This is a genomic window from Paraburkholderia sediminicola (assembly GCF_046026855.1).
GTDB classification, from domain to species: Bacteria; Pseudomonadota; Gammaproteobacteria; order Burkholderiales; family Burkholderiaceae; genus Paraburkholderia; species Paraburkholderia sediminicola_A.
Genome location: NZ_JAQQET010000066.1, coordinates 1 through 15321, shown reverse-complemented (window position 1 = coordinate 15321; position 15321 = coordinate 1). Strand labels below are relative to the sequence as shown.

Sequence of the window (15321 nt, the reverse complement as noted above, 5' to 3'; positions counted from 1 at the left end):
GCGGCATGCAAAGAAAAGTAGGTGCCGCCCCGCACAGGGGCGACACTAATAGACCACAAAGAAATCAAGAAAAGGCACAGAAAACAGCACCCCGCCCCAGCATGGGCAAGCCCGAAACCTCTTCCCGCTGACTCCGGTACAATTTCCCCATCAAACCCTCAGCGCCGCGCCGAGCGCAAAAACCAGCACCCGCGCCGCTGCGCAACCCAAATTCCAGCCATCACCATGTCTAAAAACCAGACTCTCTTCGAGCGCGCGCAGCGCACCATCCCCGGCGGCGTGAACTCGCCGGTCCGCGCATTCCGCTCGGTAGGCGGCACGCCGCGCTTCATCGAGCGCGCGCAAGGCCCCTACTTCTGGGACGCGGACGGTCAGCGCTATACCGACTACATCGGCTCGTGGGGCCCGATGATCCTCGGCCACGTCCACCCGGAAGTGCTGGAAGCGGTTCAGCGCGTGCTGGCGAACGGCTTCTCGTTCGGCGCGCCGACCGAAGCGGAAGTGGAAATCGCCGAAGAAATCTGCAAACTGGTGCCGTCGATCGAACAGGTCCGCATGGTATCGAGCGGCACCGAAGCGACCATGAGCGCACTGCGTCTCGCGCGCGGCTTCACGAACCGCAGCCGTATCGTCAAGTTCGAAGGCTGCTATCACGGCCACGCGGACAGCCTGCTGGTCAAAGCCGGCTCGGGCCTGCTCACGTTCGGCAATCCGACTTCGGCGGGCGTGCCGGCCGATATTGCCAAGCACACCACGGTGCTCGAGTACAACAACGTCGCGGAACTCGAAGAAGCGTTCAAGGCGTTCGGCAACGAGATCGCCTCGGTGATCGTCGAACCGGTGGCAGGCAACATGAACCTCGTGCGCGCCACGCCCGAATTCTTGCAAGCCTTGCGGCGCCTGTGCACCGAGCACGGCTCGGTCCTGATTTTCGACGAAGTGATGTGCGGTTTCCGCGTCGCCCTGGGTGGCGCGCAAGCGGTCTACGGCATCACGCCGGATCTGACGTGCCTGGGCAAGGTGATCGGCGGCGGCATGCCGGCGGCAGCTTTCGGCGGCCGGCGCGACATTATGGCTCACCTTGCGCCGCTCGGCGGCGTCTACCAGGCCGGCACGCTGTCGGGCAATCCGATCGCGGTCGCCGCGGGCCTGAAGACGCTGCAACTGATCCAGGCGCCGGGCTTCTACGACACGCTCACTGCCCGCACCACGCGTCTCGCGCAAGGTCTCGCGAATGTCGCGCGCGAAGCGAAGGTGCCGTTCGCGGCCGATTCGCTTGGCGGCATGTTCGGCCTGTACTTCACCGAGTCGGTCCCGAGCAGCTTCGCCGAAGTCACGAAGAGCGACGTGCCGCGCTTCAATGCGTTCTTCCACAAGATGCTTGATGCGGGCGTGTACTTCGCGCCGTCGGCGTATGAAGCAGGCTTCGTTTCGATCGTTCACGACGACGCGATCATCGACGCGACGATCGACGCAGCGCGCGGCGCGTTTGCCTCGCTCGCGGCCTGAAACCGGCGAGACACAAAACCCGCCGAAACCAGCCTAGCCACCGTACCCGACCGGATCCCGATGTTTTCGCAAACCGACTTCGTCCATATGGAGCGCGCGCTCGCGTTGGCCAAACGCGGCATGTACACGACCGACCCGAATCCGCGCGTCGGTTGCGTGCTCGTCAAGAATGGCGAGGTGATCGGCGAAGGTTTCACGCAACCGGCCGGCCAGGATCATGCCGAAGTGCGGGCGTTGAAAGACGCGCGTTCACGTGGCCATGATCTGCGCGGCGCCACGGCCTACGTGACGCTCGAACCGTGCAGCCATTTCGGCCGCACTCCGCCGTGCGCGAATGCGCTGATCGAAGCACAGGTCGATCGCGTGGTCGCGGCGATGGAAGACCCCAATCCGCAAGTCTCCGGGCGCGGCCTCACGATGTTGCGCGACGCCGGCATTGAAGTGCGTTGCGGGCTACTCGCCAACGAAGCACACGAACTGAACATCGGCTTCGTGTCGCGCATGACACGCGGTCGCCCGTGGGTCCGCATGAAAGTGGCTGCCTCGCTGGACGGTCGCACCGGCTTGCCGTCGGGCGTGAGTCAATGGATTACCGGCGAAGCGGCGCGCGCCGATGGTCATGCGTGGCGCGCCCGCGCGTCGGCAATTCTGACGGGTATCGGCACCGTCAGGGAAGACGATCCGCGCATGACCGTGCGCGCCATTGACATACCGCGCCAACCGCAACGCGTGCTGATCGACAGCCAGCTCGACGTGCCGCCCGAAGCGCAGATTCTGGCCGGCGCACCCACACTGATTTTCTGCGGCAATCTCGATGAGCGTCATGCCGAGCGAGCGAGCGCGTTGCGTGATCGCGGCGCGGAGATCGTGCAACTGGCAAACGCTGCGGGCAAGGTCGACCTGCCCGCCATGCTGAAAATACTCGGCGAGCGTAACGTCAACGAACTGCACGTCGAGGCGGGCTACAAGCTGAACGGCTCGCTGCTGCGCGAAGGCTGCGTCGACGAACTGCTGATCTATCTCGCGCCTAGCCTGCTCGGCGTGGACTCGATGAGCATGTTCAATCTGAACGCGCCGGAAACGCTCGACGGCCGCACGCAACTGAATTTCCACACAGTCGACCGGATCGGCGACGATCTGCGAATTCTCGCGCGCTTTGTGCCCCGCTCCGTGCCGAATCCGGAACCCGAAGCCGGGACCGAGCCCGCTCCCCAACCAACTCCGAATTGATCAAGGATTAGCACGATGTTTACAGGAATCGTCGCGGCGGTGGGCCGCATCGAATCAGTCAAACCCCTCGGCACGGATGGCGACGCGGGCGTGCGTCTGAACGTCGAAGCCGGCGGCCTCGATCTCGAAGACGTCCAGCTCGGCGACAGCATCACGATTCAGGGCGCCTGCATGACGGTGGTGGAAAAAGCCGCGCATTCGTTCGAAGTGGATGTGTCGCGCGAAAGTCTGAACTGCACAGTCGGTCTCGGCGAACCGGGCGAAGTCAACCTGGAGAAAGCGCTGCGCGCGCATGACCGGCTTGGCGGCCATATCGTTTCGGGCCACGTGGACGGACTCGGCACCGTCACGCATTTCGCGCCGGTCGGCGAGTCACACGAACTGCGCGTGCTGGCGCCGCGCGAAATTGGCCGCTATCTGGCTTACAAAGGCTCGATCACGGTCAACGGCGTGAGCTTGACCGTCAACTCGGTTAAAGATCGCGACGACGGCTGTGAGTTTTCGATCAACCTGATTCCGCACACGGTGCAGGTGACGTCGCTGAAGAATTTGCGCGAGGGCTCGCAGGTAAATCTGGAGATCGATCTGATTGCGCGGTATGTGGAGCGGATGCTCTCGGCATCGCAGGACGGCCAGCAGCCGTTGAAGTAATCGGATTGACGGGCCCTGCCCGTCATCGCAGTCCAGCGGGGTTGGCCAGAAGCGCTTTTTTGCCCATCAGCCGCAGATGGACGCAGCCGCTAAGTCGTCGCCGTCACAGCTTGAACGCCGAGGCCGATCCGCTGGCGAACATCCCGACTGTTTGAGTAACGTACCGGCGGCGTCCATTGCGGACGTCGCCCGGCACCTCACGGCTCCTACGTCAACGAGCCGGTCGGTTACGCTTCAACTACCTCTCACTTGCGTTTCAATTGCGAGAGATCCCGCACGGCGCCACGGTCAGCGGAGGTCGCCAGCGCCGCATAGGCCTGCAACGCCTGCGACACCACGCGCTCGCGATTCACCGGCATCCATGCCTTGTCGCCGCGTGCTTCCATGGCTTCGCGACGGCGCGCCAGCTCCTCGTCCGACACCGCCAGGTGCATCTTGCGATTAGGAATGTCGATCTCGATCACATCGCCTTCTTCCACCAGACCGATCGTGCCGCCTTCGGCCGCTTCCGGCGAAGCATGTCCGATCACGAGGCCCGACGACCCGCCCGAGAAGCGGCCATCGGTAAACAGCGCGCAGTTCTTACCCAGGCCCTTGGATTTCAGATACGACGTGGGGTAAAGCATTTCCTGCATGCCGGGGCCGCCCTTCGGCCCTTCGTAACGGATCACGACCACATCGCCCGCCACGACTTTGTCGCCCAGAATGGCTTCGACAGCATCGTCCTGGCTCTCGAACACGCGCGCGCGCCCGGAGAAGACCCACTGCGATTCGTCGACACCCGCGGTCTTGACGATGCAGCCCTTCTCCGCGAGGTTGCCGTACAGCACGGCGAGGCCGCCGTCTTTCGAATACGCGTTCTGTTTGCTGCGGATACAGCCGGTCTTGCGGTCGGTATCCAGCGACGTGAAGGTGGCTTCCTGGCTGAATGCGACGGTGGTCGGAATGCCGCCCGGAGCCGCGCGGAAGAGTTTCTGCGCGTCTTCGCCCGCACCGCCAGCGACGTCCCACCTGGCGATCGCATTGCCCAGCGTGCCGCTATGCACGTTGCCGCACGACAGATCCAGCAGTTCCGCACGCGCGAGTTCACCGAGAATGCCGGGGATGCCGCCGGCACGGTGCACGTCTTCGATATGGTATTTGTCGGTTGCGGGCGCCACTTTGCACAGGCACGGCACTTTGCGCGAGATGCGATCGATGTCGGACATCGTGAAATCGACGCCGCCTTCCTGCGCGGCTGCCAGCAGGTGCAACACGGTATTGGTCGAACCGCCCATGGCCACGTCGAGCGCCATGGCGTTCTCGAATGCCTGTTTGCTGGCGATGTTGCGCGGCAGGACCGACGCGTCTTCTTCCTGATAGTAGCGGCGGCACAGGTCCACCACCAGACGGCCGGCCTGTTCGAACAGGCCCTTGCGCCATGCATGCGTGGCGACAATCGTGCCGTTGCCGGGCAACGCCAGACCGATTGCCTCGGTCAGGCAATTCATGGAGTTCGCGGTGAACATGCCCGAGCAGGAACCGCATGTCGGGCAGGCGCTGCGCTCGATTTCCGCCACTTCCGCGTCGCTGACCCGGGAGTCGCCCGCCTTGATCATCGCGTCGATCAGGTCGATCTTGGCGATCACCTGGCCGTCTGTCGGCGACTTGACCTTGCCCGCTTCCATCGGACCGCCGGAAACGAACACGACGGGGATGTTCAGGCGCATGGCGGCCATCAGCATGCCCGGGGTGATCTTGTCGCAATTGGAGATGCAGACCATGGCATCTGCGCAGTGCGCGTTGACCATGTATTCCACCGAGTCGGCGATCAGCTCACGCGAAGGCAGCGAATACAGCATGCCGCCGTGACCCATGGCGATGCCGTCGTCCACGGCGATAGTGTTGAATTCCTTGGCCACACCGCCGGCCGCTTCGATTTCCTTCGCGACCAGCGCGCCCAGATCGCGCAAATGCACATGACCCGGCACGAACTGGGTGAACGAGTTCACCACGGCGATAATCGGCTTGCCGAAATCGTCGTCTTTCATTCCGGTGGCGCGCCACAAGGCGCGGGCGCCGGCCATATTGCGGCCATGAGTCGATGTGCGTGAGCGATAGTGCGGCATGATCTTTCTCGAACGGATTAGCGGGGATTGGTTTTCTGGATTCTGGAAGCGGCCTTCGCGGGCGCGACGAATTATAGCAACGTCGCCCTGTCAAAGCGCCGCCAGACAGCCCAACGGCCTGGCCAAACGGCCTATGCCACCCGGCCCAGGCGACTTGGAGGCCCGCGTGGCGTAAAATACGCGCTTTCTTCGAAAAACTCCGCCAACATGACGCTCGCCTCCACCCAAGAGATCATTGCCGAACTGAAATCAGGCCGGATGGTGATCCTCGTCGACGAAGAAGACCGCGAAAACGAGGGCGACCTCGTGATCGCCGCCGAATTCGTCACGCCGGAAGCGATCAACTTCATGGCGCGCTACGGTCGCGGCCTGATCTGCCTGACGCTCACACAGGAACGCTGCAAGCTGCTGAACCTGCCGCTGATGACCTACCGCAACGGCACGCAGTACGGCACGGCGTTCACGGTCAGCATCGAAGCAGCTGAAGGCGTGACCACGGGCATCTCGGCGGCCGACCGCGCCCGCACGATCGCCACAGCGGTCGCGCCGGACGCGAAGGCCGAGCACATCGTGCAGCCGGGCCACGTGTTCCCGATCATGGCGCAGCCCGGCGGCGTGCTGGTGCGCGCCGGCCACACCGAGGCCGGCTGTGACTTCACCGCGCTGGCAGGCCTCACGCCGGCCGCGGTGATCTGCGAAGTCATTAAAGACGACGGCACGATGGCGCGCCTGCCGGATCTGATGGAGTTCGCCAAAGAGCACGATCTGAAAATCGGCACGATCGCGGATCTGATTCACTACCGCAGCCGCACCGAATCGATCGTCGAGCGTATTTGCGAGCGCACCATGCAAACCGCGCACGGCGCATTTCGCGCGGTGATGTATCTCGACCAGCCGAGCGGCCAGCCGCATATCGCGCTGGTGCGCGGCACACCGAACCCGGAGCACGAGACGCTGGTGCGCGTGCACGAGCCGCTGTCGATGCTGGACCTGCTCGAAGTCGGCAAGTCGACTCACTCATGGACGCTAGATGCAGCCATGAAAGAGATCGCCCAGCGCGACGTCGGTGTGATCGTGATGCTGAACTGCGGCGATTCGAAGGAGCATCTGGTCGACGTTTTCAAGGCGTTCGACTCGAAAGAAAAGGCTGAAGCGCTCAAACGCCGGCCGGTCGACTTCAAGACCTACGGTATCGGCGCGCAGATTCTTCGCGAGCTCGGTGTCGGGAAGATGCAGGTGCTGTCGAATCCGCGCAAGCTGGGTAGCATGTCGGGCTACGGCCTCGAAGTCACCGGCTTCGTACCCATGCCGGGCAGCACCGCACAGGCTCCGCAACAAGGCTGATCCGACCATTCACGCGCTTAAGCGCCAACTCAAAACACTACGGAATTCACATGGAAATCGGACAATACCAACCGAATCTCGACGGCGACGGACTGCGTATCGGCATCGTCCAGGCGCGTTTTAACGAACCCGTCTGCAACGGTCTCGCGGATTCGTGCATCGAAGAACTCGAACGCCTCGGCGTCACCGGCGAAGACGTGCTGCTGGTCACCGTGCCAGGCGCGCTGGAAATCCCGCTGGCACTGCAAAAGCTCGCCGAAAGCGCCCAATTCGACGCACTGATTGCGCTGGGCGCGGTGATTCGCGGCGAAACGTACCATTTCGAACTGGTATCGAACGAAAGCGGCGCGGGCATCACGCGTATCGGCCTCGACTTCGGCATTCCGGTCGCGAATGCCGTGCTGACCACCGAAAACGACGAGCAAGCTGTCGCGCGCATGACCGAGAAGGGACGTGACGCGGCGCGCGTGGCCGTCGAAATGGCAAATCTCGCCGTCGCGCTTGAACAACTCGGCGGTGACGACGAAGAAGAAGACGAAGAAGAGGAAGAAGCATGAAGAGCGCACGCCGACGCTCCCGCGAACTGGCCACGCAGGGGCTTTACCAGTGGCTACTGTCGGGCTCGCCCAGCGGTGAAATCGACGCGCAGCTGCGCGGCGCACAGGGCTTCGACAAGGCTGACCACGAACACCTGGACGCCATTCTGAACGGCGTGATCCGCGATTCGGAAGCACTCTCCGCGGATATCGCACCGTGCCTCGATCGCCCGATCGACCAGCTTTCGCCGGTCGAACGCGCTGTTCTGCTGGTCGCCGCGTTCGAACTGAAGAACCACGTTGATATCCCCTATCGCGTGGTCATCAACGAAGCAGTCGAACTCGCCAAGACCTTTGGCGGTGCAGACGGCTACAAGTACGTAAACGGCGTGCTGGACAAGCTGTCGGCGCAACTGCGCGCTGCCGAAACGCAGGCGGCTCGCAAGCATTGAGGGTAAGGCGCGTGACATACGTCATGCGCCTTACGCTAGATGTTGACCCGCCTCGCACATGAACTCACGCGCGAGGCGCCGTCCCGCTTTTGCTTATGAACTGAATTTGATCGTATGAACTCCGTGACCGAACCCTTGGTGCGGCTTGCTGCCCGCGTCGACGCCATCCAGCCTTTTTATGTGATGGAACTGGCCAAGGAGGCCGCGCTGCTCGAGCGCGATGGGCGCGACATTATCCACATGGGAATCGGCGAACCCGATTTCACTGCACCCGAGCCGGTCATCGAAGCAGCCGCGAGCGCCCTGCGCCGCGGCGTCACGCAATACACCGATGCGCTTGGCCTGCACGCGCTGCGCGAGGCGATCTCGGCGCATTACGCCGAAGCCTACGGCGTCAGCGTCGATCCGGCGCGGATCGTCGTCACCGCTGGCGCTTCTGCCGCGTTGCTGCTGGCTTGCGCCGCGCTGGTCGATCGCGACGATGAAGTGCTGATGCCCGACCCGTGCTATCCGTGCAACCGCCACTTCGTGATCGCGGCGGAAGGCAAGCCGGTGCTGGTGCCAAGCGGGCCGGCCGAGCGCTTTCAACTGACCGCCGCCGACGTCGAGCGCCTGTGGAACGAACGCACGCGCGGCGTGCTACTGGCGTCGCCGTCGAACCCGACCGGCACGTCGATCGAACCGGCTGAGCTCGCACGCATCGTCAAGACCGTGCGGGCGCGTGGCGGCTTTACGATCGTCGACGAGATCTACCAGGGGCTGAGCTACGACGCCAAGCCTGTCTCGGCGTTATCGTTCGGCGACGACGTCATCACCGTCAACAGCTTCTCGAAGTACTTCAACATGACCGGCTGGCGTTTGGGCTGGCTGGTGGTGCCGCCCGGCATGGTCGGCGCGTTCGAAAAACTCGCCCAGAACCTGTTCATCTGCGCGTCGGCGCTCGCGCAGCATGCGGCGCTAGCCTGTTTCGAACCGGACACGATTGCGATCTATGAAGCGCGCCGCCTCGAATTCAAGCGCCGCCGCGACTTCATTGCGCCGGCGCTCGAATCGCTGGGCTTCTCGGTGCCGGTAATGCCTGACGGCGCGTTCTATGTGTACGCCGATTGCCGGACGGTCGCGCATCGGGCAGCCGGAGACAGCGCGGCGCTCACCAAAGCGATGCTGCACGACGCGGGCGTGGTGTTGGTACCGGGCATGGACTTCGGCACGCACGCACCGAGGGATTACATCAGGCTGTCGTATGCAACCGCCCTGCCGAAGCTGGAAGAAGCGGTCGAGCGGCTGGCGAAGTTCTTCGGCCGGCACTGACCGAACAGATCTTGAGCGCTTGCGGCTTGAGTTGCCTCCAAAGGGGGCCTAACTTGGCCCGGCGGGGTGCAATCCTCAGACACACGCCCCGCAGCCTCGCGCGCCACCATCGCAAGCGCCAGCCATAAAAAAAGGACACCCCTCCGGGTGTCCTTTTTTGTTGCGGCCGCTCTCGCGTCACGCCAACGGGGTTACGCGGCCAATCTCAGGCGCCCAACTCCGAAGCCGATGCCACATGCTTGGGCGCGTTGGAACTGGCGTCGTCCTGCTCGGAGGACACCGGCGTCTTCACCGGCGTTGCCGCGCTCAGCGGATGACCGGCATCGAGCGTCATCTGCACGCGCTTGCCGTTAGCCGATGCCGCGGTAGCCGTAGTCGTGTTCGACGCCGTCAGAACCGGAGCCTGCGGTGCATTGATCGGCACCTTGCGGCCACGCGCCACATCGCGCAGGCGGCCGCGCTCGGCCATTACCTTGGCGCCGTAGCCGCCGTCGTCCTGCGAGGTCGAGCCGACATAAAGACGCAAACCGCCTGGCAGCGAACCACCGCGTGCGATGCAATCCTTCAGCACCAGCGCACCCACCTTGATGTTCGCAACCGGCTCAAGCGCCGCGCTCTGACCGCCGAAATACTGGAATTTGTCCGAGTGAACCTTGGACATCACCTGCATCAGGCCCTGCGCGCCCACACCACTCTCGGCGTACGGGTTGAAGCCCGATTCGATGGCCATTACGGACAACAGAAGGAGCGGATCGAGACCGACTTCGCGGCCGGTGTCGAACGCTGCCTTTACGAGCTCGCCAACGGGCTCCTGAGCGACGCGATAGCGCCGCGCCAGGTACGACGCGACCAGATCCTGCTCGCGGGTCGAGACCAGCACACGATCGTCGCGTGCGTCGGCCGAGACGCGCTGCGCCGGGATGAGCCGCGCAAGCGCGGAAACGCTTTGCATAGTGCGCGGGTCGAGGCCGTTCAGCGCCGCCACACCCATACCGGACGTGCCGGTGCCGTCGAAAGCGCCGTCGTAGCTGGTGTTGCTGACGGTGACCTCATTGTTGCCGTTGTTCGCGCCGCTAACGGCGTCGCTACCGGTCGAGTTCGCGGACAGCGAGTCGTCAGAGGACGCGCCAGGCGGTCCGAAAGCCGGCAGCGGGTTGCCCTGCAGCAGACGGGCGGGACCGGCTTGCACAGCGGCCGAAATGACCGGCATGAGCTTGGCGGCAAGGGTGCCGCGCAAGGCCGGCATCAGCCACAGCGTGATTGCCAGCACGACAGCGATTCCGCCGACGATGCTGAACAGGTGATGACTCATTCGCGTCCCGCGACGCAACGCACCACGCACAACTTGCGCGATACGCTCATCGGGACGCCACGTTAACCAGGCGTTCATTCAGATCTCCCATGTTGCATGATCCGCGAACTCCGCCAGTTGAACAGGCGGTAACACACGTTCGCAGAGTCAAGACATCGCGCGCTCTGTCTGGTAAGGGCAGCAGCGACGTCGGGAAAACGGCAAATACCGTTTGTGGGGAGCCATCTCGAAAGCGGCCCGCGGCATGCCAAAAAACATGCGGGCGGAGGCTCCCACGCGAAAAACCAGCGTCAGTTGGCGCTGGCGAGGACTTCTGTAAGACCGTCAAATACCGTGCAGGGGGGCGGTAAACGGTGACGCGTTGCGTCAGATGGGACCGGGGGCAGTGGTAAAAAGGTTCACGCCCTGCAACCAATGTGGACGGATTCTATGCAGGGTTTTATAGATCGTCAACACTATAGATAGGCAAATGTATAACTAATTGTAATAATGAACAGTGTTCAGTCCGTCCAGAACCGCGCGGTGCGCGCCTCTTGAGCTATCTCAATTACTCCTTCCGATGTAGGTCGTTTGGCCAATCTACGTCCGCCTGCCAACACAGGTAAAATCGACAATCGTTTTGGCGTCGCGAAGCCTGCGGCGCCCTCCTTTTTGCCGCTTGCGCGGCTCTCTACCGCACCAGATGAAATACAAAGACCTGCGCGATTTCGTCGGCCGTCTCGAAACGATCGGTGAACTGCGCCGTATCTCGCAAAACGTCTCGCCAGTCCTGGAAATGACCGAGTTGTGCGACCGCGTGCTGCGCGCCGGCGGTCCGGCGTTATTGTTCGAGAGTCGGCAGCAGCACGCGTTTCCGGTCCTCGGCAACCTGTTCGGCACACCGCGCCGTGTTGCGCTCGGCATGGGTATCGACGCGCAGGCAGGTGAAGGCGATGGCGCAGCGCTGGAGTCGCTGCGTGACGTCGGCCGCCTGCTCTCCGCGTTGAAGGAACCGGAGCCGCCGAAGGGGCTCAAGGACGCGGGCAAACTGTTCTCGCTCGCGAAGGCGGTGTGGGATATGGCGCCCAAAACGGTGAGCGCGCCGCCCTGCCAGGAAATCGTCTGGGAAGGCAACGATGTCGACCTCGGAAAGCTGCCAATCCAGACCTGCTGGCCGGGCGATGCAGGGCCGCTGATTACATGGGGCCTGACCGTCACAAAAGGTCCGAATAAGAGCCGACAAAATTTAGGCATATATCGCCAGCAACTGATCGGGCGTAACAAACTGATCATGCGATGGCTCGCGCATCGCGGCGGCGCACTCGATTTCCGCGAATTCGCGCTGCAGAATCCGGGCAAACCGTATCCCGTGGCTGTCGTGCTGGGCGCCGATCCGGCGACCATCCTCGGCGCGGTCACGCCGGTGCCCGACACGCTCTCCGAATACCAGTTCGCCGGGCTGCTGCGCGGCGGCCGCACCGAACTCGCGAAGTGCATCACGCCGGGCGTCGACGGCTTACAGGTGCCCGCGCGCGCGGAGATCGTTCTGGAAGGCTTCATCTATCCGCAGGAAGGCACGCCCTCGCCTGCTCCCACGGGCGCACCGCCTCGTCCGGCGAAGGGCGCGTCCGCGGGTTATGAACACGCGCTCGAAGGCCCCTATGGCGACCACACCGGCTACTACAACGAGCAGGAGTGGTTTCCCGTCTTCACGGTCGAACGCATCACGATGCGGCGCGACGCGATCTATCACTCCACCTACACCGGCAAACCGCCCGATGAGCCCGCCGTGCTCGGCGTCGCGCTCAACGAAGTGTTCGTGCCGCTGTTGCAGAAGCAGTTCACCGAGATCACCGACTTCTATCTGCCGCCTGAAGGATGCAGCTACCGGATGGCGATCGTGCAGATGAAGAAGAGCTACCCGGGTCACGCCAAGCGCGTGATGTTCGGCGTGTGGAGTTTCCTGCGGCAATTCATGTATACGAAGTTCATCGTCGTGGTCGACGAGGACGTGAATATCCGCGACTGGAAGGAAGTGATCTGGGCCATTACCACGCGTATCGATCCTGCGCGCGACACGGTGCTGGTCGATCGCACGCCGATCGACTATCTGGATTTCGCCTCGCCGGTGGCGGGTCTCGGATCGAAGATGGGACTCGACGCGACCAACAAATGGCCGGGCGAAACCGATCGCGAATGGGGCCGTCCGATCGAGATGGACAAAGCGGTCAAACAGCGTATCGACGCCTTGTGGAATGACTTGGGACTGTAAAAACAGCCCTCGAATCACCCTGTTGAATATTTAGGATTCTGTCGGTATCGAAGCGATCCAGTCACTCGCCGGATCGCGCGCGCTCGAACAAGTCTGAATAACAAAACTGATGGAGCAGTTGCGCGGATGCATGCCTTTTCAATGATGTCGGATGGATTTTTTCTGTCGTTGTCGTTGTGTCTGGACATCGGTCTTGTCAACGTCGCGATGATTTCGCTGACGCTGTCGCACGGCTTCAAACCAGGCTTCTGGTTGGGTCTGGGTTCCTGTTTCGGCGATCTGGTTTACGCGGCGCTCGCGCTCGCGGGAATGGCTGCGCTGCTGCAGTTCGAATCGGTGCGCTGGGTGGTGTGGATCGGCGGCGCGGCGATCCTGCTGTTTCTCACGTGGAAGATGGCGCGTGAAGCGATGTTCCCGGCGTCGGCGCCTGCCGTTGCCGGAGAAGCCGATGCCAAAGCGCCGCATCTTTCCCCGTGGCGCGGTTTCTTGCGCGGCGCGTTGCTGGCGATGTCATCGCCTTCGGCGATTCTGTGGTTCGCCGCCGTGGGCGGCGCGCTAATCGCGAAAGCGGGTGCGACCAGTGTGACGACTGCGCCGGTATTCCTCGGCGGCTTCTTCCTGGGTGGCTTGTGCTGGACAATCTTTATCTGCGGACTCGGCAGCCACGGGCGCAAACGCGCCGGCACCGGTTTGCTGCGCGCGTGCCATGTGTTGTCGGCACTGCTGTTCGCATACTTCTCGTATAGCGTGATCGTGAACGGGTATCGCGATCTGATCGTGCAGACCGCACAACAGGTTGCTAGCTAAAAAAGAAACGGCTCGCCTTGGCGAGCCGTTTTCCATCGATTTCAACGTGCGCAGCGCACGCGGTGCAACCTGAGCCAATCAGGCGAGATACTGCGCCAGCTTCGCCAGATCGACGTTGCCGCCACTCACCACCACGCCCACACGCTTGCCCTTCACCGGCACGATGCCGTTGAGCACGGCAGCCGCGGCGAGGCAACCCGTCGGTTCGACCACGATTTTCATGCGCTGCGCGAAGAAACGCATGGTCTCGACCAACTGCTCGTCGCTCACCGTTTCGATCCGCGCGACCAGCTTCTGAATGATCGCGAACGTGTAATCGCCGAGATGCGTGGATGCGGCGCCATCGGCAATCGTTCGTGGCGCGTCGATATGCACGATCTCGCCGCGCGCGAGCGATTGCTGGCCATCGTTGCCCGCTTCAGGTTCGATGCCGATCACGGTGCACGCCGGACTCAATGCCGCCGCCGACAATGCACTGCCACCGATCAGTCCACCGCCGCCAAGGCAAACGAACAGCATGTCGAGCGGCCCGGTTTCTTCTATCAATTCCTTGACCGCTGTGCCCTGCCCCGCGATCACGTGCGGATGGTCGTACGGCGGAATCAGCGTCATGCCGCGCTCTTCAGCGAGCCGCCGGCCGATCTCTTCGCGATTCTCGGTATAGCGGTCATAGCTGATCACTTCGCCGCCATAGCCCTTGGTCGCCGCAACTTTGGCGGCGGGCGCGTCATGCGGCATGATGATCGTCGCGTGAATGCCTGCAAGGCGCGCCGACAGTGCAATCGCTTGCGCATGGTTACCCGACGAGTACGTCAGCACACCCGCTTTGCGTTGCTCCGCGTCGAAATGCGCAATCGCGTTATAGGCGCCGCGAAACTTGAATGCGCCCATGCGCTGAAAATTTTCGCACTTGAAGAACACCGACGCACCCGTGCGCTCGTTGAACGTGCTCGAGGTTAGAACGGGGGTACGGTGGGCGACGCCTTCAAGACGTGCAGCGGCGTCGAGTACGTCGTCGAAAGTGGGAGCGGGAAGCGCTTGCATCGGCGAAACTCTCCAGAAACGGTGGCGAAACAGCCATTCTCCCAGCTTCGCCAGTGCTTTGGTACGTCGCAGCACAAATACAAACGGCGTAACCCGGCGATCAAGCCGGCGTTACGCCGTCAACAACTGTCCGCGCTTTTCTCGCGATTAGCGGCGGTAGTAACCGTGGCCATAGCCGTGGCCGTAATAACCACCGCGGTAGTAGCCGTGATGATAATAAGGACGGCCATAGCCACCGTAATACCCACCCACCACGACTGCCGGCGGCGCGTAATAGCCCGGCGCGTACACCACTGGCGGAGGCGGCGGCGCGTAATAGACCGGCGGCGGTGGAGCATAAACCGGATACGCCGGCGCGATTGGAATGCCAATTCCGATACCGACGGAAACGTGCGCCTGTGCAGCAGTAGCGAACCCCACGCCGAGTGCGGCGGCAACGACAAACGGAACGATCTTTTTCACTTTTATTCTCCTGGCGCGGCCCACTAAGGTCGCCGACTTTGCATGCCTTGCATGCTATGAAATCAATGTATCGAAAAAGCCTGTGCATAGATGTTCGCATTTGTTGCAAATTGCAATTGGCGGCAATAGGTCCGAATTTACGTCCACGCGACGCCAGCCGGATATACCGCGCAACGGGCTGAGAACTAAGGGTTTGCCAGCGATCAAGGGGAAGCGAATCCACTGCTTCGCAGGTCCTGTGGCTTCAGGCACTCACTTGTCAGTAATCTTTGATTACAAATTAGCTTCAATTCTGACGGCCCAA

The 15321-nt window shown here is 62.6% G+C and carries 13 protein-coding genes; 9 read left to right on the top strand and 4 right to left on the bottom strand.

The window, feature by feature from the left end:
- Positions 1–225: 225 nt before the first annotated feature.
- Genes hemL through PQR40_RS38555 form a run of 3 tightly spaced genes read left to right on the top strand, consistent with a single transcriptional unit; the run spans position 226 to position 3390 of the window.
- Positions 226–1509, top strand: coding sequence for a glutamate-1-semialdehyde 2,1-aminomutase (gene hemL / locus PQR40_RS38565; protein ID WP_408511237.1), 1284 nt, complete (start codon positions 226–228; stop codon positions 1507–1509).
- Between the two features lie 60 nt (positions 1510–1569).
- Complete coding sequence (gene ribD, locus PQR40_RS38560) at positions 1570–2739, top strand: bifunctional diaminohydroxyphosphoribosylaminopyrimidine deaminase/5-amino-6-(5-phosphoribosylamino)uracil reductase RibD (protein ID WP_408333753.1); 1170 nt, start codon at positions 1570–1572, stop codon at positions 2737–2739.
- Between the two features lie 15 nt (positions 2740–2754).
- The gene (locus PQR40_RS38555; protein WP_408222530.1) at positions 2755–3390 is read left to right on the top strand and encodes a riboflavin synthase; all 636 of its coding nucleotides are present in this window, start codon (positions 2755–2757) and stop codon (positions 3388–3390) included.
- A gap of 245 nt (positions 3391–3635) precedes the next feature.
- Here PQR40_RS38555 and ilvD read toward each other — a convergent pair whose 3' ends face one another.
- On the bottom strand, positions 3636–5498 hold the full coding sequence (gene ilvD, locus PQR40_RS38550) for a dihydroxy-acid dehydratase (RefSeq protein WP_408333750.1): 1863 nt from the start codon (positions 5496–5498) through the stop codon (positions 3636–3638).
- Positions 5499–5705: 207 nt separating this feature from the next.
- Here ilvD and ribBA point away from each other — a divergent pair, with 207 nt between their 5' ends.
- From ribBA to PQR40_RS38530, 4 genes are all read left to right on the top strand, one after another.
- The gene (gene ribBA, locus PQR40_RS38545) at positions 5706–6842 is read left to right on the top strand and encodes a bifunctional 3,4-dihydroxy-2-butanone-4-phosphate synthase/GTP cyclohydrolase II (RefSeq protein WP_408511236.1); all 1137 of its coding nucleotides are present in this window, start codon (positions 5706–5708) and stop codon (positions 6840–6842) included.
- Between the two features lie 50 nt (positions 6843–6892).
- Positions 6893–7399, top strand: a complete 507-nt coding sequence (gene ribH, locus PQR40_RS38540; protein WP_006050161.1) for a 6,7-dimethyl-8-ribityllumazine synthase — start codon at positions 6893–6895, stop codon at positions 7397–7399.
- Positions 7396–7830 carry a transcription antitermination factor NusB gene (nusB, locus tag PQR40_RS38535; protein WP_408333744.1) on the top strand — a complete coding sequence of 145 codons (435 nt, stop codon included), beginning with the start codon at positions 7396–7398 and terminating at the stop codon, positions 7828–7830. Before ribH ends, nusB begins: the two co-directional genes overlap by 4 nt.
- A gap of 114 nt (positions 7831–7944) precedes the next feature.
- Positions 7945–9141 carry a pyridoxal phosphate-dependent aminotransferase gene (locus PQR40_RS38530; RefSeq protein WP_408511235.1) on the top strand — a complete coding sequence of 399 codons (1197 nt, stop codon included), beginning with the start codon at positions 7945–7947 and terminating at the stop codon, positions 9139–9141.
- 205 nt (positions 9142–9346) lie between these two features.
- Here the strand turns inward: PQR40_RS38530 and PQR40_RS38525 are convergent, their stop codons facing one another.
- Positions 9347–10531, bottom strand: coding sequence for a transglycosylase SLT domain-containing protein (locus PQR40_RS38525; RefSeq protein ID WP_408511234.1), 1185 nt, complete (start codon positions 10529–10531; stop codon positions 9347–9349).
- 604 nt (positions 10532–11135) lie between these two features.
- On the opposite strand from PQR40_RS38525, the gene PQR40_RS38520 reads away from it, so the two are divergent.
- Positions 11136–12704, top strand: a complete 1569-nt coding sequence (locus PQR40_RS38520; RefSeq protein ID WP_408511233.1) for a UbiD family decarboxylase — start codon at positions 11136–11138, stop codon at positions 12702–12704.
- A 126-nt stretch (positions 12705–12830) separates the two neighbouring features.
- Positions 12831–13511: a LysE family translocator gene (locus tag PQR40_RS38515; RefSeq protein ID WP_408222545.1), complete on the top strand. Its 681-nt coding sequence runs from the start codon at positions 12831–12833 to the stop codon at positions 13509–13511.
- A gap of 78 nt (positions 13512–13589) precedes the next feature.
- On the opposite strand, the gene PQR40_RS38510 is transcribed toward PQR40_RS38515, so the two are convergent.
- Both PQR40_RS38510 and PQR40_RS38505 read right to left on the bottom strand, forming a co-directional pair.
- On the bottom strand, positions 13590–14555 hold the full coding sequence (locus PQR40_RS38510) for a threo-3-hydroxy-L-aspartate ammonia-lyase (protein ID WP_408222547.1): 966 nt from the start codon (positions 14553–14555) through the stop codon (positions 13590–13592).
- A 147-nt stretch (positions 14556–14702) separates the two neighbouring features.
- Positions 14703–15017: a hypothetical protein gene (locus PQR40_RS38505; RefSeq protein WP_408222549.1), complete on the bottom strand. Its 315-nt coding sequence runs from the start codon at positions 15015–15017 to the stop codon at positions 14703–14705.
- Positions 15018–15321: the final 304 nt, after the last annotated feature.

Coding starts and splice junctions, on each gene's coding strand:
- ribBA (WP_408511236.1), top strand. CDS start 5,706: ATGACGCTCGCCTCCACCCAAGAGATCATTGCCGAACTGAAATCAGGC.
- PQR40_RS38530 (WP_408511235.1), top strand. CDS start 7,945: ATGAACTCCGTGACCGAACCCTTGGTGCGGCTTGCTGCCCGCGTCGAC.
- ribD (WP_408333753.1), top strand. CDS start 1,570: ATGTTTTCGCAAACCGACTTCGTCCATATGGAGCGCGCGCTCGCGTTG.
- PQR40_RS38555 (WP_408222530.1), top strand. CDS start 2,755: ATGTTTACAGGAATCGTCGCGGCGGTGGGCCGCATCGAATCAGTCAAA.
- ilvD (WP_408333750.1), bottom strand. CDS start 5,498: ATGCCGCACTATCGCTCACGCACATCGACTCATGGCCGCAATATGGCC.
- PQR40_RS38520 (WP_408511233.1), top strand. CDS start 11,136: ATGAAATACAAAGACCTGCGCGATTTCGTCGGCCGTCTCGAAACGATC.
- nusB (WP_408333744.1), top strand. CDS start 7,396: ATGAAGAGCGCACGCCGACGCTCCCGCGAACTGGCCACGCAGGGGCTT.
- ribH (WP_006050161.1), top strand. CDS start 6,893: ATGGAAATCGGACAATACCAACCGAATCTCGACGGCGACGGACTGCGT.
- hemL (WP_408511237.1), top strand. CDS start 226: ATGTCTAAAAACCAGACTCTCTTCGAGCGCGCGCAGCGCACCATCCCC.
- PQR40_RS38510 (WP_408222547.1), bottom strand. CDS start 14,555: ATGCAAGCGCTTCCCGCTCCCACTTTCGACGACGTACTCGACGCCGCT.
- PQR40_RS38525 (WP_408511234.1), bottom strand. CDS start 10,531: ATGAACGCCTGGTTAACGTGGCGTCCCGATGAGCGTATCGCGCAAGTT.
- PQR40_RS38515 (WP_408222545.1), top strand. CDS start 12,831: ATGCATGCCTTTTCAATGATGTCGGATGGATTTTTTCTGTCGTTGTCG.